Below are 21,450 nucleotides of genomic sequence, written 5' to 3' on the forward strand. Positions count from 1 at the left end.
ATTTGTAGCAAATGTAATAAATACTAAAGGAAATATAAACTAGTAATTGAATAACGTTTAATTGTTTTGTTTATGATTTTACGAAAACGATTAAGTAACTTTTTTTAAATAAATTATACTTGTGTAACATTTTTTGTTACTTTAGCAAAACATAAAAACAACAATGAGCACAATTTTCGCAACATATTATAACAATTTTTCTTATTTCTTTTTTTGGAAGAAACAGGGATTGTTATTGTGTTATGTAAAAAAGTAATTTATATAAAAAACATAAATAGTAATCCCGATGTAAATCGGGATTTTTTTTTTGACCAAAATGAAAGAAAAAGTAGCCATACAAGGAATAAAAGGATCGTTCCACCATCAAGTTGCCCTAGAATATTTTCAAGAAAATGTTGAGGTTGACGAATGTTTATCGTTTGAAGCATTGACGGATAGTTTGTTAAACAATCAATCGCAACTTGCTGTAATGGCAATTGAGAATTCTATTGCAGGTGCGATTATCCCAAATTATGCCTTAATTGACAAGAACAATTTGCACATTATTGGCGAGTATTATTTAGATATAATTCAGAATTTAATGGTCTTAAACGGACAAAATTTAGATGAAATTCAAGAAGTACATTCGCATCCAATGGCGTTATTGCAATGCATGGATTTCTTGAAAAAGCATCCAAGTATTAAATTAGTTGAAGATAAAGATACTGCCGAAACAGCAAGAAGAATTCATCAGAATCAAATAAAAAGCATCGCAGCAATCGGAAGCAAAGTTGCTGCAAAAATGTATGATTTAAATATAATTGCACCCGAAATTCAAACTGTTAACAATAACATGACCCGATTTTTTATTTTAAGTAAAGAAGAAAGTCAAGTGCCAAAAGAAGAAATAAATAAAGCATCGTTAAAATTTGAATTAGACGACACGCCAGGAAGTTTGGCAACAGTTTTAAATGTGATGACCAATTGCAAATTAAATCTAACCAAAATTCAGTCAATGCCAATTATAGAAACGCCTTTTCAATATTCATTTTTTGTAGATGTAGTTTTTGAAAAGTACAAACATTATGAAAAAGCCACTAAAATTTTACAAATAATGACCAATCATTTTAAGGTTTTAGGTGAATATAAAAACAAAAAACAAAAAGCAATAACAATTTCAAAAGTCAATTTCAAAAATCAATTTCAAAAAAAACAATAGCGAAATTCAATTATTGAAATTTTAAAAAGTAGGAATTCGTGATAATTCGTGCAATTCGTGTAAAAATATGATTACAACAGCAAAAAGATTAGAAACCGTACAAGAATACTACTTCTCAAGAAAATTGAAAGAAGTAAGACAACTCGCGTCCGAAGGAAAACCAATCATCAATATGGGAATTGGAAGCCCAGATATGGCACCACATTCTTCTGTGATTGAAGCCATTCAAAACGCAATGTTTGATGACAAAGCACACGAATATCAAAGTTATCAAGGATTGCCAGAATTGCGTCAAGGTTTTGCTAATTTCTATAAAAATCAATTTGATGTTAACCTAGATTTTAATCTTGAAATGTTACCATTAATGGGTTCTAAAGAAGGAATTATGCATATTTCATTAGCTTTTTTAAACGCAGGCGACGAAGTCTTAATTCCAAACCCAGGTTATCCAACATACGCTTCTGTGACCGAATTGATTCAAGCAAAGTCGGTTTATTACGATTTGAAAGAAGACAACAATTGGCAACCCGAATTTGAAGCATTAGAAAAAACTGATTTATCAAAAGTGAAATTAATGTGGGTTTGTTATCCACATATGCCGACAGGCGCAAACGGAACTTTAAAATTGTATAAAAAGCTAATTGATTTTGGAAAAAAACACGACATTTTAATTGTAAACGACAATCCGTACAGTTTTGTTTTAAACGATAATCCAATATCAATTTTACAAGTTGAAGGCGCAAAAGAAATTGCTTTAGAACTGAATTCATTGAGCAAAACATTCAATATGGCTGGTTGGCGCGTCGGAATGGTTTTGGGAAATTCAAAATTTATTGATGCCATTCTAAAAGTAAAAAGCAATATGGATTCGGGAATGTTCTACGGAATTCAAAAAGGCGCTATCGAAGCATTGAAATTAGGAAAAGAATGGTTTGAAAGTCAGAATGAAATTTATACCAAAAGAAGAAATTTAATCTTTCAATTGGCAGAAAAATTAGGATGTACGTTTGATAAAAATTCGGTCGGATTATTTGTTTGGGCAAAATTACCTGCTGGAATTCAATCAGAAGAATTCATTGATAATTTATTATATGAAAAACATTTATTTATAACGCCAGGAACAATATTTGGAAGCAACGGCTCAGGATATATTCGGTTTTCATTGTGTGTGAAAGAAGAAAATATTCTTGAAGCAATAAAAAGATTTAAGTCATGAAAATATACATAATAGGAATCGGATTAATCGGCGGATCAATGGCGTTAGACATAAAATCAATTTATGACGATGCAAGGATTTTCGGAATTGACGCCAACGAAAAGCATTTGGACGAAGCAATTCAACTTGGATTGATTGACGAGAAAGCGTCTGAAAATGATTTAATTAACGCAGATTTGATAATTGTTTCTGTTCCAGTTGATGTGGGTTTAGTAATTTTGCCTAACATTTTAGATAAAATAGGAGAGCAAACCTTAGTTTTTGATGTTGGTTCAACCAAATCCCCAATCTGTGAAGCGATTGCAAATCATCCGAAAAGAAGGAATTTTTTAGCATGTCATCCTATTGCTGGAACCGAATTTTCTGGACCAAAAGCAGCAGTAAAAGGATTGTTCGAAGGAAAAACTAACATCATTTGCGAAGTTGAGAAAACAACATTTAAATTGCAAGAGAAAGCAATGGATTTATTTAAAAAACTCGGAATGCGAATTCGATACATGGATCCAAAATCGCACGATAAACATATTGCTTACGTTTCGCATTTATCGCACATAAGTTCGTTCATGCTTGGGAAAACAGTAATTGAAAAAGAAAAAGACGAGCAAGATATTTTTGACATGGCAGGTTCAGGATTTGAAAGTACCGTTCGTTTAGCCAAAAGTTCACCAGCTATGTGGACACCAATTTTTAAACAAAACAAAAAACAAGTAGTAAAATCGTTAGAAGAATACATTCATAATTTATCTAACTTCAAAAAATTATTAGAGGAAGATAATTACGATGAGGTTTTTAACGAAATGCAGAATACTAATAGAATTAAAGAGATATTAAAATAGCATGAAGTTAGAAGATGGAAGCGGGAAGATTGACTTCCAACTTCCAACTTCCAGCTTCCAACTCAAAGAAAAATGGAAAATAAAAAAGAAATGAGAACGTGGTTAAATGATTTCAATTTGCCACATCCAATAGTAATTGCTGGACCTTGTAGTGCAGAAACAGAAGAACAAGTATTGAAAATTGCTCACGAATTAAAAAATTCTGATGTATCAATTTTTAGAGCCGGAATTTGGAAACCTAGAACGCGTCCAGGAGGATTTGAAGGCGTTGGTGCAATTGGATTAAAATGGCTGCAAAAAGCAAAAGCCGAGACTGGTCTGTTAATGGCGACTGAAGTTGCAAATGCTGCGCACGTAAAATTAGCGTTAGAACACGATATTGATGTTTTATGGATTGGTGCGCGTACCACAGTAAATCCATTTGCAGTTCAAGAAATTGCTGATGCTTTGCAAAACACCGATAAAATTGTATTGGTAAAAAATCCTGTAAATCCAGATTTGGCACTTTGGATTGGTGGCGTTGAGCGTTTATACAATGCAGGAATTAAAAAATTAGGTGTTATTCACAGAGGTTTTTCAACCTACGAAAAAACCAAATACAGAAACATTCCAGAATGGCAAATTGCTATTGAGTTACAAAGTAAGTTTCCAGATTTGCCTTTAATTTGTGATCCGTCGCACATTACTGGGAGAAGAGATATGATTCAAGAAGTTTCGCAACAAGCTTTAGATTTAAACTATGATGGTTTAATTATTGAAACACACACTGATCCTGATAATGCTTGGAGTGATGCAGCGCAACAAGTTACTCCAACAGTTTTAAAACAAATTTTTGAAGATTTAAAAGTCAAAAAAACATCGTCTAACGAAGAAGATTTTAATACAGAAATGATTAAACTTCGTGCAAATATTGATGTTGCGGATGCTAAACTGCTAGAGATTTTAGGAAATAGAATGAAAGTAGCAGAGCAAATTGGAGCATTAAAAAAAGCCAAAAATGTAGCTGTTTTACAAAACAAAAGATGGAATGAAATTCTAGGTAAAATGATTCTCGACGGAGAGGAAAAGGGATTAAGTGAAGAATTTATTTTAAGATTATTTAAAGCAATTCACCAAGAAAGTATTAGTCACCAAGAGAAAGTTATAAATAAAATTTAAATACGAAGTTTTACGTATACTAATTTAACAAAAAAATTGTATAATTGCAGTCAATTTAAACAAAATCTTAATACAATGAAAAAAATTATTTTAGTTCTTGCAACAATTTTTAGTTTTGGAGTTGCAAATGCACAAGTTGACGTTATTACAAAACACAGTGGAGAAACTGTTGAAGGTAAAGTGATTAGATTAGACGAGTACACAGTTGTATTCAAATATGATGGTGAAGATGCTGAAAATACCATCGGAAAATATGCAGTTGAAAAAATTGTATATGGTAAAACAAAAAGAGTAGAAGATGTAACAGAAAAAATCGTAGTTAGCAGTGAAGCAGATTGGGAAAAAGTGGTTATCCTTGAAGAGAAATCATACATCGCTGGTTTGAAAAAAGTTGGTGAAGTACGTGGTAAAACAGGTTTAATTAATTTCCAAACAGGAAACACAGGAGATAAAAAAGCTCAAAAGAAATTGAAAATGGATGCTGCAAAACAAGGTTGTCCTTTCGTTTTATTAACTGCAGATAAAACTACAGTTGGTGCAAATTCTAATGCTCTTGGAGGTTCACAAGCAATCAAAACTGGTGTAGCTTACAAATACTAAGATTTTCCAAATACTAAAAAAGGCTGTTTATTAATTTAAACAGCCTTTTTTTTGTTTGTCAAAATCTAAAATCTAAAATCTAAAATTGTAAATTTGCCAAATGACAGGAACAGTATATAAATCTACCGGAAGTTGGTATACCGTAAAATCGAATGAAGGCGATTTTATGGAATGCCGTATTAAAGGAAAATTCCGTATTAAAGGCATCAAAAGTACCAATCCCATTGCCGTTGGCGATATTGTAGATTATGATTTGGATGAAACTTCCGATACTGTAACCGGAACGATTCATAATATTCACGATAGGAAAAATTATATCGTAAGAAAATCGGTGAATCTTTCACATCAAATGCACATCATTGCTTCCAATTTAGATTACGTTTTTCTGTTGATAACAGTAAATAATCCACCAACAACATTCAATTTTATTGATCGATTTCTTGTTACTGCCGAGGCTTATGGAATCGAAACTATTTTGGTTTTTAATAAAATCGACACTTTAGATGATGCTACTTTAGATGAGCAACTTTATATGCAACACGTTTACCAACAAATTGGTTATAAATGTTTGCGAGTTTCCTCTACTGAAGGAAAAGGAATTGAAGAATTAAAAGAGTTAATGATTGGTAAAACCACCATGTTTTCTGGACATTCAGGCGTAGGAAAATCTACATTAGTCAACGCATTGGAACCGACTTTGCATTTAAAAACCAAAACAATTTCTGAACAAAGCATGCAAGGACAACATACAACGACTTTTGCAGAAATGTATGATTTATCTTTCGGCGCCAAAATTATTGACACACCAGGAATAAAAGGTTTCGGAATTGTAGATATGGAAAAAGAAGAAATCAGCGGTTATTTTCCAGAGTTTTTTAAATTAAAAGATCAATGCAAATTCAATAATTGCCTTCACAAAGAAGAACCCAAATGCGCCATTAAAGAAGCATTAGAAAAAGATGAAATTTCTTGGACGCGTTACAACAGTTATTTAAAAATTTTAGAAGGCGATGAAGATAATTATAGAACAGACATTTACAATGATGATCGAATCGCCAGTGATGCAACGAGGAACAAGTAGTGTTAAGTTCTAAAATCCAAAATCGTCATTCTTCAATCGTTAATCAACATGAAAGCAGTAATCCAAAGAGTTTCATCATCGTCTGTAACAATTGATTCTAAAATTGTAGCCGATATTCAACATGGATTATTGATTTTAATCGGAATTGAAGATGCCGATAATCAAGAAGACATCAATTGGTTAACCTCTAAAATAGCCAATCTCCGAATATTTCCAGACGAAAACGAGGTCATGAATCTTTCTGTAAAAGATTCTAATGGAGATATAATTGTGGTTTCGCAATTTACACTTCACGCTGCAACCAAAAAAGGAAATAGACCAAGTTATATAAAAGCATCCAAACCCGAAATTGCCATTCCGCTCTACGAAAAGTTTATTAGTCAAATGGAACTTGAAATGGGTAAAAAAGTACAAACCGGGCAATTTGGAGCCGATATGAAAGTTGCACTTGTAAATGATGGTCCAGTTACTATAATTATTGATACAAAAAATAAAGAGTAACATTTTTTTGATTTGTAAAAATTACAATTATTTGGTAAAACTTGCGCTTATATGGTAAATATTCCATACTTTTAATAAAAGTTAGCGCAAATGGTATTATCTTTGCACTCCTTAATTAGTTTATGTTTTTGTAAATCAACATGTTAACTATTTTATTAAACCATGACTATCAACAATAAATATTACCACGAACAAATAGATAAATTAGGCAATGCACTTGTTTATTTAATTGAGCAAATGGGTTCTCTTCCAAAAACTAGTTTACTAAAATTAGTTTACATAATTGAAGAAAAATCCATTGAAAAACGTAGTATGCCTTTTTTTAACCTTGACTTTGAGGTTTGGAAATTTGGTCCTGTTTGTCAAAATCTTTACGTTGAATTTACCGAAGAGCCAACAATTTTAAAGGATTACATCAAAAAAAGAAACACTAGAAGTGGTTTCGTTTTTGATAAAGTAAATCATTTCAATGATGATGAATTTTCAGATTCAGATATTGCATTGATGAATGAAATAATCAATGAATTTTCCGGCGCAAATTGTGGCGATTTAGTAGAATATACGCACCGAGAAAATTCGCTTTGGTACAATGCAGCTAAAGAAAATGGAGTTTTAGAATTACTTTTGAGCGAAGAACTTCCTACTACCAATATTAAAATTGATTTTACAGAATTAATTAAAAACGATTCGTCAAAGTTGGATTTCTACAATGAACACAAAGAATTTCTAAGTTTTGTTTCTTCATTAAAGCACTAACATGTTTGAAGAAAGGAATTTATTGTACTTTGACGAGTATTATTTTGAAAACGGAAATCCGGCCAAACCAAAATACTTTCTAGTTTTAAAAGCTGACTCTGATGGTATGATACTTATATCGTTGCCAAGTTCCAAAGATTATATACCTTCAACTATTGAAAAAAAACATGGCTGTATCAATATTCCTGAAAAGCAAATTGGTTGTTACTTCTTTCAAAATAATGTTCCTATAACCGAATGTGATTTTTCATTTCCTTTAGATACGTATGTGTACGCAGGTTTAATTACAAATCAATCAATTACAACAATTCAATATATATACAAACCAAAAGATTATAAGTTGGTTGGAAAATTGAAACCAAACGAACATCAAGATATTTTAAATTGTTTGAAGAACTCTCCAAATATTAGAAACAAATACCGAAAATTACTATAAAACACTTCAGTTGAAGTGTTTTTTTATTTCCAATTTTCTCATAAATATTCAAAAAAAACAAAGAGTAGCGTAGTAAAAGTTCTACTTATGAAGTAGTGATAGTTCGACGCAATAAATCGATAATATGCTGTAGGTTTGAGTTTTAACAATAGTATTAACTTAAATCTTTTTATTATGCCTTTTGATAATTTAAACAACGTTCACTACACAGCTACAGAAAAAACGGCTGCTGCCGATGCCATTACAGCACTAGAAACTGCTTTATCAGAAAAATTTAGAAATCTTACAGCCGAAGAGCGCAAACGCTACGGAAGCATCAATGAACAAAACAAACTTATAGTTAACAAAGCATTAGACTACAGAATCAATCAGCCAGCATTGAGTAGTGCCGATGTAGATTGGGTAGAGTTTCAAAACGATTTCGACTCGAGATCTTTTATTCAAGCTACGATTGCTAAGTTGCAAAATATCATTGACGGATTAAACAACAACAAGATTTTGCACGACTTTGACAATTACCAAGCAGCACTTACCGATTATGGTTTCAGCCAATACAAAGCAAGTACTAAAGCTGCAGGATTTGAAACTAAAGTAGCCGATATGGCACAGTTTTTTAACCGAACAGGAGCCACTACAACGCCATCAACAGAAACGCCAACAGCTGGCGAACCAACATCGTAGTTTTCTATTTTTTTTGTCATTCTGAGGCACGAAGAATCACACTAGCAATCACACAAAGCAAATTATGATGCGATGTTTCCTTAGTCAACATGACAAAAAAAGGCGAAGTTTTCTTCGTAAGTAGAATTAAAACAATACAAAAACCCTTTTAGAAAATCTAAAAGTGTTGTTCATTATAAAAAACTCCCAAAAACGCCATCCTTTACGCAAGCAACGCCAAGTTTGGCATCTGTAACGCCAATGTTGGCATCACTAACGTAAATTTTGGGGTAGGCCTACGCCAAATTTGGCATCAAGAACGTCAAATTTGGCATCAACAATGCCATCGTTGGGGTTCATCACGCCATCGTAGGCGTTTTTAGAGAAAATCGTTACCAATTCACAATTTATAATTCACAATTATATTTATATTTGTTTTCTTAACTAATCGTTACCCTAAAAACTATGAGTCTTTACGAAAAACTACAGAAAGCAACAAGCGAAGAAGACGTTATAGACGCTTACATAAAAGCACTTGGACTAACAGAATACCAAAAAAATCAGTATGTATTACAAACAACAATTATTCGATATTATTTTCAATGAGAATCCAACTTCTTTTATTAAATGGTTAACAAAGCAACCGTTAAAAGAGCAAGTTGTAATACTAAGAGAATTTAAGCAAATGGTGTTGCAAAATATGTTTAAAAGTCAAAATTTTAGCATCGCAGATACCGTAAAAGCATTGTCTAAAACAATAGACGAATATGAAAAAGAAGTTCTAGCAGAACTAGATGCCGAAGCACAACATAAAGAAGCCTTAGAAGAACAAGAAAAAGCAATGCAACAAATAGAAACTACTACTGTGGGAATAAAACAGTATGTGTTGAGTTGTATTGTAAACAATGAACCCAATGCTGCCGAGATGAAAGAATTGGCACAAAAAATTATTGCATTAGAAAAAGAACAAGGTACTCACAATCCCGATTTTTGGGAAGCAATTCTTTAATTCAAACATAATATGAACCTAAAAAACTCCCAACTAGAAGTAGACAACTGGATAAAAAACCATGGTGTTCGTTACTTTAACGAATTAACCAATATGGCGCAACTTACTGAAGAAGTAGGTGAAGTTGCTCGAATAATTGCACGACGCTACGGAGAACAATCTGAGAAAGAAAGCGATAAAAATAAAGACCTTGGCGAAGAATTAGCCGACGTGGTTTTTGTAGTTTTGTGTCTTGCTAATCAAACAGGAATCGATCTTCAAGCGGCATTTGATAAAAAGTTGGATTTAAAAACCAACCGCGATCACGACAGACATCACAACAACGACAAATTAAAATAAATTGAACTGGATACTATTAATAATCGCTGGCTTGTTCGAAGTAGCATTTGCAACATGTCTTGGAAAGGCTAAAGAATCATCTGGAAATACCATGATTTTTTGGTATGCCGGATTTTTGGTTTGCCTTACAATCAGTATGGTTTTACTTGTAAAAGTCACTAAAGAACTACCAATTGGAACGGCTTACGCTGTCTGGACAGGAATCGGCGCTGTTGGTAGCGTACTCGTTGGGATTTTTATTTTTAAAGAGCCAGCTACTTTTTGGCGCGTTTTCTTCATCAGCACATTAATAATTTCAATTATAGGTTTAAAAGTAGTCACAAAATAATGAATCTTCAATTACAAAAATCAACATACAAAAATCAAAATTCAACTTTAAAAATCACAGGTTCCAAATCTGAAACCAACAGATTATTATTGTTGCAAGCATTATATCCAAATATAACTCTTGAAAACACCTCCAATTCTGATGATTCAGAAGTTATGGCCGGTGCACTAAATTCACAATTCACAATTCACCATTCACAATTAATAGACGTTCACCACGCTGGAACAGCTATGAGATTTCTTACAGCTTTTTTTGCTATTCAGGAAGGAAAAGAAGTAGTTTTAACTGGTTCTTCGCGAATGAAAGAACGTCCAATTAAAATTTTAGTAGAAGCATTGCAACAACTCGGAGCTGAAATAACTTACGAAGAAAACGAAGGATTTCCTCCGATAAAAATCATCGGAAAAAAATTGACTCAAAGTAAAGTTTCGCTTCCAGCAAATGTAAGTAGTCAATACATTTCGGCTCTTTTATTAATCGCGCCAAAACTTGAAAATGGATTAGAATTAACGCTCGAAGGCGAAATAACTTCTATTCCTTACATCAAAATGACGCTGCAATTACTAAACGAAATTGGTGTAGAAACTTCTTTTGAAAATAATAAGATTACAATTTGTCATGCTGAACTAGTTTCAGCATCTAATTTAACCATTGAATCCGATTGGAGTTCAGCATCGTATTGGTATTCCATAGTTGCACTTTCCCAAATAGGAACTCAAATAACACTTTCAAGTTATAAAGAAAACAGTCTTCAAGGCGATTCAGCACTAGTAGAAATCTATAAAAATTTTGGAGTTGAAACCGTTTTTGAAAATAATTCAATAACAATTTCAAAAACTGCAATCTGCAATCTGAAATCTGTTAACTGCAATCTGCAATCTTCACCCGATATCGCTCAAACCATAGCTGTAACGAGTTTCGGATTAGGAATTGGATGCCACCTTACAGGTTTGCACACTTTAAAAATCAAAGAAACCGATAGATTAGAAGCCTTGAAAATAGAACTTTCTAAACTTGGAGCAACTATTTCTATAACAAATGATTCGTTAACAATAGAACAATCTAATAATCTAAATTCTAATGTAACAATCGCGACCTATCAAGACCACAGAATGGCAATGGCATTTGCACCGCTGGCTTTAAAAGTTTCAATAATTATTAAAGATGCTGAGGTAGTTTCTAAATCATATCCAACTTTTTGGGAGGATTTAGAAAGTATTGGTTTTCAGTTAGAAAAAAAATAAAAAACTCCGTTAATTGGCGTCTTTGTGGCAATGTCAAAAATAAAAGGCAAAACACTTGACAACGCCTATCTCACAATCGTATATTTGCACTCTGAATTTTAAATGTCTATAGGAAACAACCTTAAACTTTTAAACTCTTAAACTTTTAAACTCTCTTAAATGAAATTATCTCATTTTCAATTCAATTTACCAACAGAATTATTAGCTGAATATCCTGCAGAAAACCGTGACGAATCTCGTTTAATGGTAATCGACAGAAAAACAGGAACAATAGAACACAAAATGTTCAAAGACATCATCAACTATTTCGACGATGGCGATGTGATGATTCTTAACAATACCAAAGTTTTCCCTGCAAGAATGTTCGGAAATAAAGAAAAAACGGGTGCAAGAATTGAAGTTTTCTTACTTAGAGAATTAAATGCAGAACAACGCCTTTGGGATGTTTTAGTAGATCCAGCTCGTAAAATCAGAATTGGAAATAAATTATATTTTGGTGACGACGATTCTCTAGTTGCCGAAGTTATCGATAATACAACTTCTCGTGGTAGAACATTACGTTTCTTATACGACGGTTCGTACGAAGAATTCCGCAACAAACTTACAGAACTTGGTGAAACGCCAATTCCAAAATACATCAACCGCGAAGTAAACGAAGACGATGCGGAGCGTTACCAAACGATTTATGCAAAAGAAGAAGGCGCTGTTGCCGCTCCAACTGCTGGTTTGCACTTCTCAAAACACCTTTTAAAAAGATTAGAAATTAAAGGAATAAACTTTGCCGAAGTTACACTTCACGTAGGTTTAGGAACGTTCAATCCAGTAGAAGTTGAAGATTTGTCGAAACACAAAATGGATTCGGAAGAGCTAAAAATCAATCAAGAAGCTTGCGATATCGTTAATGACGCTAAAGCCAAAAAGAAAAGAATTTGCTGCATCGGAACAACTTCAATGAGAGCAATTGAAAGCGCAGTTTCATCGCAAAGAACACTAAATCCATTCGACGGTTGGACTAATAAATTCATTTTTCCACCTTACGATTTCAGCATTGCAGATTGTATGGTAACCAATTTCCACACACCAAAATCAACATTATTAATGATGATTTCAGCGTTCTGCGGACACGATTTAATGAAAAAAGCCTACGAAGAAGCCATCAAAGAAAAATATAAATTCTACTCTTACGGCGACGCGATGTTAATCATCTAATAAAACAATATCAGTCTAAATACAATCCCAATCTTGTGAAAACTTGATTGGGATTTTTTTTTGAGCGAATCACTACGCATTTCTACAAACCCTATTCCTGCTGCTGGAACTCGCTTCCCGAAAAATCGGGAGAGCTCAAACAATTCCAGCATCAGGGCTAGCTTGCTATCGTCTTACATAAAATCATTTTTCCAGTGCACTAACTTTTAAACTTACAAGCCCTGAATTTATTTCAGGGTAAACTTTTAAACTTTTAAACTTTTCTCTACATTTACACCACAAACAAAACACACAATGACATTCCAAAATACACTTCAATTCGCCCAGCAATTAGATCAACAAGACGAATTAAAAGACTACAGAAACCAATTCATTTTTCCGCAACACAACGGCAAAAACGTAATTTACTTCACAGGAAATTCACTAGGTTTACAACCAAAATCTGCAAAAACATTCGTAGACGAAGTAATGTCCGATTGGGCAACGCACGCCGTAGAAGGACATTTCTATGTAGAAAAACCTTGGTGGGATTACCACGAACGTTTTGCAGAACCATTAAGTAAAATCGTCGGTGCAAAACCGTCAGAGGTTACAGTAATGAACACGTTAACAGTCAATTTACACTTGTTGATGGTGTCGTTTTACCGTCCTACGGCAACGCGTTACAAAATTATCTGTGAGGAAAAAGCATTTCCGTCAGATCAATATATGTTTCAATCGCAAGTCAATCACCATGGATATAAACCAGAAGATGCCATTGTAGAAATTAAAAGACGAGAAGGCGAACACAACATTCGTCTAGAAGATATTTTAGCAAAAATTGAAGAAGTTGGCGACGAACTAGCATTAGTATTATTTGGCGGAGTAAATTACTACACAGGTCAAGTTTTCGACATGAAAACCATCACCGAAGCCGGACATAAAGTAGGAGCAATAGTAGGTTTCGATTTAGCGCACGCAGCTGGAAATATCAAATTAGAACTCCACGATTGGAACGTAGATTTCGCCGCATGGTGTTCGTATAAGTACATGAATTCTGGACCAGGAAACGCTTCGGGTTGCTTTGTTCATGAAAAACACCATCATTCCGATTTGCCACGATTTGCAGGTTGGTGGGGACACAATAAAGAACGCCGTTTCAAAATGGAACCATCATTCGATCCAGTTCATGGTGCCGATGGTTGGCAAGTTTCTAATTTACCAATTTTATCTTTAGCTCCATATTTAGCATCAGTAGAAATGTTTGCCGAAGTAGGAATGGAGAAACTAATCGCCAAAAGAAACCAAATTACATCGTATCTAGAATTTATTCTGCACGAAATAGACAAAGAAGTCAACAGTACTTTCGAAATAATAACGCCATCAAAACAAGAAGAAAGAGCGTGTCAATTATCGGTTTTTCTTCATGGTGAAGGCCGCAGTTTATTTGATTACTTAATGAAAAATGGAGTAATCACTGATTGGCGCGAACCTAACGTAATTCGTCTTGCTCCAGTTCCGTTATACACGTCGTATGAAGATATGTACAACTTTGGACAGATTTTAAAACAAGGAATTTTAAATCATTAAATAACAAACAGGTTTAATTAGAAAAAAGGAATCTCGCTACATCAATAACGAGATTCCTTTTTTTAATGGGTGTAAATCTGTAAAATCCGTTTAATCTGTGGCAAATAAACTACGCCATTACCAAACTCGGAATTTCAATTTCAATCAATCCCAATCGATAATCCTCCAATTGTTTTTGAATTTTTACACTATCATTTTTAAAAAAATCTATTGTAGAAAAAAGGTATTTATAATATTCAATTCCTTCCAATAAATTATTTTTAAACGAATTCCATTTCTTAATTTGACCAGTAGAAATCTCGGTAGAATAATCTGAAATTTCGTTTCTTAAATAGTCAACATACATTTTTAATTCCTTTATAAATACATTTGGTCGGTTGGCGTCGGTCATTACATTGGTATTTCCATAAATATGTTTTACCATATCGGCTAATGAAATTTCGCTATCAAAATAAGCCAAATTCGGTCCAGGACAAATTACAATTCCTTGTTGTTGTCCTTTTATTTTAATGTCGTTTTCTAAATAAGCAGCATTAACCAAACCAACGCAAAGACAGGCCTTTTCAGTAATTTTATTTTTCAGTTTATCAAATTCTGATGATGAAATTTCATCTTTTTTAACTTCTAATTCTTCCAGTTTTATATCCTGATATTTCTTTGAAGCCATACAAAGTCCTTTATCATCATGTTCTTTACTCAAAGCTAAAAGTCGTTTCGGACAAGAACTTCCGGCATTGTTTTCGTCAATTCGTTTTTGTTTCCAATATTCATTAGAAGTTCCCTTAACCGAATTAAACGGAACACCAAGTGGAGAAATATTGCTCAAATAAAAATCCTCTTCTTTTGCATTTGCCAATAAAGTTCTAGTTTCGGCATCGACCGAAGTCGCTTCGGGAACCAATAAAAAAGGCGAACCCCAACCTACAGAATCAACTTTGTAATAATCCAATAAAAAGTCATGTTCTTCGGCAGTTCCAATGCCGCCTTGCGCTGTAATTTTTAATTCCAATGGATTTTCTGGAACTGGCATTTCTTTCTGACTCAAAGCTTTCACCATTAAATCATGTGCCGATTGAATCAATTGGTCTTTCTTTTCTTTGAATTCTTTCAAAATTGGTCCGAGTAAAAAACCATCCGTTGCAAAAGCATGTCCTCCACAATTCAATCCCGATTCAATTCGGTATTCCGAAACCCAAAGTCCTTTTTTAGCCAAGAAATTCCCTTGAATCATCGCCGAACGAAAATCACTAACTTTCAAAATAATTTTCTTCTTCAAATTCGAATTTGCATCTGGAAAAAAATCTTTAAAATTCTCAAAATAACTGTACAACCTAGGATTCATTCCTGCAGAAAGCACTACTGATGATGTCAAATTACTATTTGCAAATCCGCGAAGTGCTGCATGCGCATCATTGAATTCCACTGGCAATTGATTGTTTTTATCAAAATTATCTTTATCGACTTTCGTCATAATATTGACATCAATTTCACCTGCAAATAAATGTTCTTCCAAGTAATTTTTAATGGTTTCTTTAATCGTAATTCCTTCGTCAATAAAGTGTTGCAATCCTTTTTTTAAATCCGATTTATTAGGCAACAGCGCAATATAATTTTCTAAAGAAGTTTTGCTCTCTGCCAATTCGTTTTTAAAATTTTCAAACTTTTCGGTTACAATTGTATCTACTAAGTTTAAATAATGTGTAATTCGTTCAGCTCTATAATCGTGGAATTTTTGAGTAATTTCTTGATAGGGAATGCTAAATTTTTCGCTGTAGAAAGCCCTCATTTTTTCGATTACTTCATCATCTGTAATCGAAACAACCGACGAAATTCCGTAATGTGCCACACGAATCGGACTATCAATGGTGTAAGCCAATCCCATCACCGGAATATGAAACGTATGTACTGATTCTCTTTTCATACCTAAATATTTATTAATAATTGTAATCGCCAAAGATGTTAGTTTTGAAGCGCTAAAAAAATGACAATTATCATATTAAGAATTTGATTTGTAGAAAAAATAGTTTCAAAAAATTACATTAAACACTAACTTTGTGCTTTTCAAATTTGAATCTACAACCATGACAAAACAAGAAATCATAAACACTTTCGATCCTTCGCAACCAGGATTAGCCGATGCAACTATTTTCGGATTACCATTTTCATCAGAACAATCAGAAATAATTATAATTCCGGTGCCATGGGAAGTTACCGTGAGTTATGGTGCTGGTGCATCAGAAGGTCCAGAAGCTATTCTTGATGCTTCATTTCAAGTAGATTTAAATCATCAAGATTTTCCAGAATTGTGGAAACTCGGGATGTACTACGCCGAAATTCCAGAAACATGGAAAACCTATTCCGATAAATACAAAGCCTTAGCGCAACCTATTATCGAAGCTTTAGAAGATGGTCAAGATGTAAATCAAATTCCAGCCTTGAAAACCGATTTAGATGCAATAAATACTGTTTGTCGCGACTTGCACACGCAAGTAAAAGAAACTGTTTTGCATTGGATGAACCAAGGTAAAAAAGTCGTTCTTCTTGGTGGCGATCATTCTACACCGCTTGGATATTATGAAGCATTAGCTACAAAACACGATAATTTCGGAATTTTACACCTCGATGCCCACATGGATTTGCGTATTGCCTACGAAGGGTTTACCTATTCGCATGCGTCAATTATGTACAATGCGTTGCAAATTTCTCAGATTTCCAAAATCGTTCAAGTAGGTATTCGTGATTTTTGCGAGCAAGAAGTTGATGTTGTAAATGCAGAAAATGGAAGAGTTTTAGTACACACCGATTCTGATTTGAAAAAAGAAACTTTCGAAGGAAAAACTTGGGCAGAGCAATGTGACGCCATTATTGCTTCGTTGCCACAAAAAGTATGTATTTCATTTGATATTGACGGCATGTATCCATGGTATTGCCCAAACACAGGAACACCAGTGCCAGGCGGATTTTCATTTGAGCAAGCTACCTATTTGTTCAATAAATTAGCCGAAAGCGGTAAAGAAATCATTGGTTTCGATTTAGTAGAAGTTGCTCCAGGCGAAAACGACGATTGGGATGGAAACGTTGGTGCCCGAATGTTGTTTCACATGTGTGGTGTTCTAGCCAAAAATAACGGTTTACAAACAGGAACAAAAATCAAATTTCCTAGATAATATGTAACCCATAATTTAGTTTATCCTAAGTTGCCTACATTTTAAAAAAAAAAACAAACAACCAACTCAAATGAAAGAAAAAAACCTATCAGAATTAACAGATCAAGAATTGTTGCAAGAAGCCAAAAAGATGAAATCAACTAAAATCACTAATGCGGTATTAATTGGTTTTTTATTTGGAGTTATATTTTATAGTGTTGTAAAAAACAGTTATGGTTTTCTAACTTTAATTCCCTTGTTTCTTGCTTACAAATTGATAAATAATTCGAAAACCGATACCAAAGAATTAGAAGCTATTTTAAAAGAACGAAATTTGAAGTAAGCTTTAAATTCTCATCCCATTATCACAATACAACTAAACTGCAAGCCCAAAACTTGCAGTTTTTTTATAAACTTAAATTCTTCTATTCATTATTCTTCATGATAGCCTCAATTTCTTCTATGGTTTTATTGGCAAGCCAATTGGTTATTGAAACCACTTTTTCGGGTTCAAATTTCTTTAAACTTTGTAATGCATGATGGTCTGGCAACGCTAAATCTCGGGTTGCCAAAATATCGTTGGGTGTGCAATTTAGTCCTACGCACAAAGAAGTCAGCTGACTAAAAGTTAGTTGCGTTAGCGTACCATTCAACATTCTTTGCGCTGCATTACCACTCACGCCATTTTTTCTTAAGTAAGTGTATTTTGTTTTTATGTTTCTAGTAGCCATAATAGGCTCTAAATTTAGCACAATACTACTTTGATTCATCGTAATTGAAGGTCGTCTTTTTCTGATCATAGTTTCTTATTTTATAAAAAATGTTTTTTTACTTAAATCACTTATTGCTAATCATAAAATAATTATAACAATACATATAGTAGTTATAACATCAACAAAAGTAGTTATAGCGAGAGTAAAAGTAGTAATAACAGATACAAAAGTAGTTATAACATGACAATAATTAGTAATAACAAATACAAAAACTCTTATAACGGGTACAAATATAGTTATTCCAGTAGTTTTTGAGTGAATTTTATAAGTTTCTTAGCTTCATAACATCTTTTTATTTTACTTAACTTTTCTAGAGAAAATTGAAATTATTGTCAGATAAAATTGAAATTATCTCTCAATATTAATATTCTGTAACAATTACTAAAAATTCTATAACTAGTACATTCAGTTTATCTTGTTACTTTGTCATATCAATAATCCCAAAAAACAATTTGATATGAAAACGTTATATGTATTAGTATTGTCACTAGTTATTTTTTCTTGTAAAAACACAAATAGTGACGCCGTAGTAGAGGCAAAACAAACAAGTATTGATTCAATGAAAGTAGTTGCCGAAAAGCAAAGAATCATCGACTCAATGAAAGTAGAAGCTGCCAAAATCGAACAACAAAAAGAAGTAGTAGTAGTTAATCAAACTGCTGCTGGAACAACAACGACAACTACAGCCAAGAAAAAAGGTTGGAGTGGTGCTGCAAAAGGAGCCGTTATTGGCGCCGGAGTTGGTGCTGTAACTGGAGCAATTATCAGCAAGAAAAAAGGTGAAGGTGCCATTATTGGTGGTTTAGCCGGAGCTGGAGTTGGTGCAGGAACTGGTGCAATTATCGACGGTAAAAAGAAATAAAAATAAAAGTTTAAGTTAGTTATTAGTGTGCGTTTAAATTGTAGCAGCAATTTAAACGCACTTTTTTTATTTCATAAATAATAAATAAGTAGATTTGAATTACCAATTTAAATCCCAAATGAAACGATTAAAAAAAATTCTGCTACTTCTTTTATCATTAATTATTCTTATTGCAATTTCAGTTTTTGGATATACAAAGTACAAGAAACCTGTTTACGATGGTGAAGTGGCTTTGCAAAATATCAGTAAGAATACCACTGTTTATTTTGATGATTTTGGTGTGCCTCACATTTATGCCGATTCGCAAAAAGATGCCATGACGGTTTTAGGTTACGTTCACGCGCAAGACCGATTGTGGCAAATGGAACTCATGCGTAGAATTGCTCCAGGAAGATTATCAGAATTATTTGGTTCGAAAGCGTTGCCGAATGATATTTTCTTTGCAGGAGTTGGCATTGATGAGAATTCCGAAAAAGCCATTGCTCAATTAGATAAAAATTCTGAAGCTTATAAATTGGCAATTGCTTATCTCGATGGTGTCAATCAGTTTATTGAAAACGGAAAAACACCTTTAGAATTTGAATTGGTTGGCGTTAAAAAAGAAAAATACACTTTAAAAGATGTTTATAATATCTTCGGATTCATGTCGTTCAGTTTTGCAATGGCACAAAAAAGCGATCCTTTAATGACTGATATTCGTGATAAATTTGGCGCAGAATATCTTAAAGATTTTGGTCTTGATGGTTCTTTGGGAACAACGCAATTAAAAAGTTACAAAGGCAAGTCGAATGATTATGCTCAAATCTCCAAATCGGTAGCAAGTTTGTTAGACAATTCTCCAATTCCGCCTTTTATAGGAAGTAACAGTTGGGTAATTGGCGCACAAAAAACCAAAAACGGAAAAGTTATTTTTGCCAACGATCCACACATTGGATTCTCACAACCATGCACTTGGTATGAAGCCCATATAGTTACACCAGATTATGAAATTTATGGCTACTATTTGGCCGGAACACCATTTCCGCTTTTGGGTCATAACCGCGATTATGCCTATGGATTGACGATGTTTGAAAACGACGATTTAGATTTGTTTCAAGAAGAAAATAATCCGAATGATGAAAATCAATACAAGACAATTGACGGTTTTAAAAATTATACTATTCGAAAGAAAATCATCAAAATAAAAGACAGCACATCGGTAACTTTAAACATAAAAGAATCGGTTCACGGACCAATTATGAATGATTTGTTGACGACTTTAAAAACCAAAAACCCAATTGCCATGTCGTGGATTTACACGCAAGAGAAAAACCAAATTCTTGATGCCGTTTATTCACTTTGTCATGCTAAAGATGTTACTGATTTTTATAATAAAATTGAACTCATTCACGCACCGGGATTGAACGTAATGTATGGCGATGCTAAAGATAATATCGCATGGATAACATCAGGGAAATTATATAAATTAGATAAATCAGTCAATCCAAATTTTATTCTAAATGGTGCCAACGGAATCGATGATAAAAAAGAATTTCTTCCGTATTCTAAAAATCCTTCGGCTGTAAATCCGTCATGGAATTACGTGTATTCTTCCAATAATCAACCTGAAGCAGTTGACGGATATTTGTATCCTGGATATTATTTACCCAAAGACAGAGCCAAAAGAATTGACGGTTTGCTGGCTCCAAAAAATAATTGGACTGCAACCGATGTTCAAAAAATGATTGTCGATAATACTTCGTCAACTTCTGCAACTGTTGTGGCAAGTTTTTTATCTCAAATTGATTCAAATAAAGCAACTTCAAATGAAAAGAAAGGTTATGAGATTTTAGGAAAATGGTCTGGTTCAACTAATGAAAAAGATATTGCTCCAACTATTTACAACAAATTTATCTACCACTATTTAAAGAATACTTTTAAGGATGAATTGGGCGAAGATGATTTTGCTGCGTTACTTTCTACTCATATTTTAAAACAAATAATTGAACCACAAATTGCGAATGAATCGTCGGTTTGGTGGGATGATTTTACTACTAAAAACCGCAAAGAAACTCGAAAAGAAATTTTAAATAAATCCTTCAAAGAAGCCATTGCTTCGCTCGAAAAACAACTAGGAAATGATGTAAATTCTTGGACTTGGAATAAAGTGCATACCTTAGAACATCAGCATCCATTAAGTAAAGTTGCTGCTTTGCGTAGTTATTTTAATGTTGGGCCAATGGAAATTGCAGGTTCTAACGAAGTCATTAATAATTTGGCTTTTACTTTTTCTGACAATCCTGCTTACGAAGTAAAAGCTGGACCATCAACGCGAAGAATTATCGATTTCTCGGATGTAGAAAATAGTGTGAGTATTCTTCCAACAGGGCAATCTGGAGTACCGTCAAGTAAGCATTACAATGATCAAGCGGAAATGTATGCTCAAGGCAAATTCAGAAAAATGAAAATGAACAAAATGGAAATCGAAGCTACATCAACAAAGTTAGTTTTTGTTCCGAAGAAATAAGTAATTCTTCCTTAATCAGATGA

Annotated in this window: 23 protein-coding genes; 21 read left to right on the forward strand and 2 right to left on the reverse strand. The window is 33.4% G+C overall.

Annotation, left to right across the window (positions count from 1 at the left end; translation table 11 throughout):
* The first annotated feature begins 316 nt into the window (after window positions 1-316).
* From LG45_RS01150 to kynU, 17 genes are all read left to right on the forward strand, one after another.
* Window positions 317-1,198: a prephenate dehydratase gene (locus tag LG45_RS01150; RefSeq protein ID WP_052087434.1), complete on the forward strand. Its 882-nt coding sequence runs from the start codon at window positions 317-319 to the stop codon at window positions 1,196-1,198.
* A 67-nt stretch (window positions 1,199-1,265) separates the two neighbouring features.
* Window positions 1,266-2,414 carry a pyridoxal phosphate-dependent aminotransferase gene (locus tag LG45_RS01155; protein WP_035123584.1) on the forward strand — a complete coding sequence of 383 codons (1,149 nt, stop codon included), beginning with the start codon at window positions 1,266-1,268 and terminating at the stop codon, window positions 2,412-2,414.
* Window positions 2,411-3,250 (forward strand): prephenate dehydrogenase, encoded by an 840-nt coding sequence (locus tag LG45_RS01160; RefSeq protein ID WP_035123586.1) that lies wholly within the window; start codon window positions 2,411-2,413, stop codon window positions 3,248-3,250. Before LG45_RS01155 ends, LG45_RS01160 begins: the two co-directional genes overlap by 4 nt.
* 72 nt (window positions 3,251-3,322) lie before the next feature.
* The gene (locus LG45_RS01165; protein ID WP_035123588.1) at window positions 3,323-4,408 is read left to right on the forward strand and encodes a bifunctional 3-deoxy-7-phosphoheptulonate synthase/chorismate mutase type II; all 1,086 of its coding nucleotides are present in this window, start codon (window positions 3,323-3,325) and stop codon (window positions 4,406-4,408) included.
* Between the two features lie 75 nt (window positions 4,409-4,483).
* A complete protein-coding gene (locus LG45_RS01170) occupies window positions 4,484-5,008 on the forward strand; it encodes a hypothetical protein (RefSeq protein WP_035123590.1) in 525 nt (174 codons plus the stop codon).
* A gap of 100 nt (window positions 5,009-5,108) precedes the next feature.
* The gene (rsgA, locus tag LG45_RS01175) at window positions 5,109-6,089 is read left to right on the forward strand and encodes a ribosome small subunit-dependent GTPase A (RefSeq protein WP_035123592.1); all 981 of its coding nucleotides are present in this window, start codon (window positions 5,109-5,111) and stop codon (window positions 6,087-6,089) included.
* A gap of 48 nt (window positions 6,090-6,137) precedes the next feature.
* Window positions 6,138-6,590 (forward strand): D-aminoacyl-tRNA deacylase, encoded by a 453-nt coding sequence (gene dtd, locus LG45_RS01180; protein ID WP_035123600.1) that lies wholly within the window; start codon window positions 6,138-6,140, stop codon window positions 6,588-6,590.
* A gap of 162 nt (window positions 6,591-6,752) precedes the next feature.
* The gene (locus LG45_RS01185) at window positions 6,753-7,346 is read left to right on the forward strand and encodes a Panacea domain-containing protein (RefSeq protein WP_035123602.1); all 594 of its coding nucleotides are present in this window, start codon (window positions 6,753-6,755) and stop codon (window positions 7,344-7,346) included.
* A 1-nt stretch (window position 7,347) separates the two neighbouring features.
* Entirely contained in the window at window positions 7,348-7,782 is a 435-nt protein-coding gene (locus LG45_RS01190) for a hypothetical protein (protein ID WP_035123604.1), read from the forward strand.
* A gap of 174 nt (window positions 7,783-7,956) precedes the next feature.
* Window positions 7,957-8,463 carry a hypothetical protein gene (locus tag LG45_RS01195; protein WP_035123606.1) on the forward strand — a complete coding sequence of 169 codons (507 nt, stop codon included), beginning with the start codon at window positions 7,957-7,959 and terminating at the stop codon, window positions 8,461-8,463.
* Between the two features lie 444 nt (window positions 8,464-8,907).
* Window positions 8,908-9,048, forward strand: coding sequence for a hypothetical protein (locus LG45_RS16415; protein WP_165570780.1), 141 nt, complete (start codon window positions 8,908-8,910; stop codon window positions 9,046-9,048).
* Complete coding sequence (locus tag LG45_RS01200; RefSeq protein WP_035123608.1) at window positions 9,008-9,451, forward strand: hypothetical protein; 444 nt, start codon at window positions 9,008-9,010, stop codon at window positions 9,449-9,451. Before LG45_RS16415 ends, LG45_RS01200 begins: the two co-directional genes overlap by 41 nt.
* A gap of 12 nt (window positions 9,452-9,463) precedes the next feature.
* Complete coding sequence (locus LG45_RS01205; RefSeq protein WP_035123610.1) at window positions 9,464-9,790, forward strand: nucleotide pyrophosphohydrolase; 327 nt, start codon at window positions 9,464-9,466, stop codon at window positions 9,788-9,790.
* Window position 9,791: 1 nt separating this feature from the next.
* Window positions 9,792-10,118 (forward strand): DMT family transporter, encoded by a 327-nt coding sequence (locus tag LG45_RS01210; RefSeq protein WP_035123612.1) that lies wholly within the window; start codon window positions 9,792-9,794, stop codon window positions 10,116-10,118.
* On the forward strand, window positions 10,118-11,362 hold the full coding sequence (aroA, locus tag LG45_RS01215; RefSeq protein WP_035123614.1) for a 3-phosphoshikimate 1-carboxyvinyltransferase: 1,245 nt from the start codon (window positions 10,118-10,120) through the stop codon (window positions 11,360-11,362). The genes LG45_RS01210 and aroA overlap by 1 nt, the downstream gene beginning before the upstream one ends.
* A gap of 159 nt (window positions 11,363-11,521) precedes the next feature.
* A complete protein-coding gene (gene queA, locus LG45_RS01220; RefSeq protein ID WP_035123616.1) occupies window positions 11,522-12,571 on the forward strand; it encodes a tRNA preQ1(34) S-adenosylmethionine ribosyltransferase-isomerase QueA in 1,050 nt (349 codons plus the stop codon).
* Between the two features lie 294 nt (window positions 12,572-12,865).
* On the forward strand, window positions 12,866-14,140 hold the full coding sequence (kynU, locus tag LG45_RS01225) for a kynureninase (protein ID WP_035123618.1): 1,275 nt from the start codon (window positions 12,866-12,868) through the stop codon (window positions 14,138-14,140).
* 109 nt (window positions 14,141-14,249) lie between these two features.
* Here the strand turns inward: kynU and LG45_RS01230 are convergent, their stop codons facing one another.
* A complete protein-coding gene (locus LG45_RS01230) occupies window positions 14,250-16,061 on the reverse strand; it encodes a hypothetical protein (RefSeq protein ID WP_035123620.1) in 1,812 nt (603 codons plus the stop codon).
* 160 nt (window positions 16,062-16,221) lie between these two features.
* Between LG45_RS01230 and LG45_RS01235 the strand changes: the two genes are divergently transcribed.
* Window positions 16,222-17,307 (forward strand): agmatinase family protein, encoded by a 1,086-nt coding sequence (locus LG45_RS01235; protein WP_035123630.1) that lies wholly within the window; start codon window positions 16,222-16,224, stop codon window positions 17,305-17,307.
* Window positions 17,308-17,377: 70 nt separating this feature from the next.
* Entirely contained in the window at window positions 17,378-17,629 is a 252-nt protein-coding gene (locus tag LG45_RS01240; RefSeq protein ID WP_035123632.1) for a hypothetical protein, read from the forward strand.
* Between the two features lie 82 nt (window positions 17,630-17,711).
* Here the strand turns inward: LG45_RS01240 and LG45_RS01245 are convergent, their stop codons facing one another.
* Window positions 17,712-18,086, reverse strand: a complete 375-nt coding sequence (locus tag LG45_RS01245; protein ID WP_035123635.1) for a helix-turn-helix domain-containing protein — start codon at window positions 18,084-18,086, stop codon at window positions 17,712-17,714.
* A gap of 430 nt (window positions 18,087-18,516) precedes the next feature.
* On the opposite strand from LG45_RS01245, the gene LG45_RS01250 reads away from it, so the two are divergent.
* Both LG45_RS01250 and LG45_RS01255 read left to right on the forward strand, forming a co-directional pair.
* Entirely contained in the window at window positions 18,517-18,921 is a 405-nt protein-coding gene (locus tag LG45_RS01250; RefSeq protein ID WP_035123637.1) for a glycine zipper family protein, read from the forward strand.
* A gap of 118 nt (window positions 18,922-19,039) precedes the next feature.
* On the forward strand, window positions 19,040-21,427 hold the full coding sequence (locus LG45_RS01255) for a penicillin acylase family protein (protein WP_035123639.1): 2,388 nt from the start codon (window positions 19,040-19,042) through the stop codon (window positions 21,425-21,427).
* The last annotated feature ends 23 nt before the right edge of the window (window positions 21,428-21,450 follow it).

Source organism: Flavobacterium aquatile LMG 4008 = ATCC 11947 (assembly GCF_000757385.1).
Classification (GTDB): Bacteria; Bacteroidota; Bacteroidia; order Flavobacteriales; family Flavobacteriaceae; genus Flavobacterium; species Flavobacterium aquatile.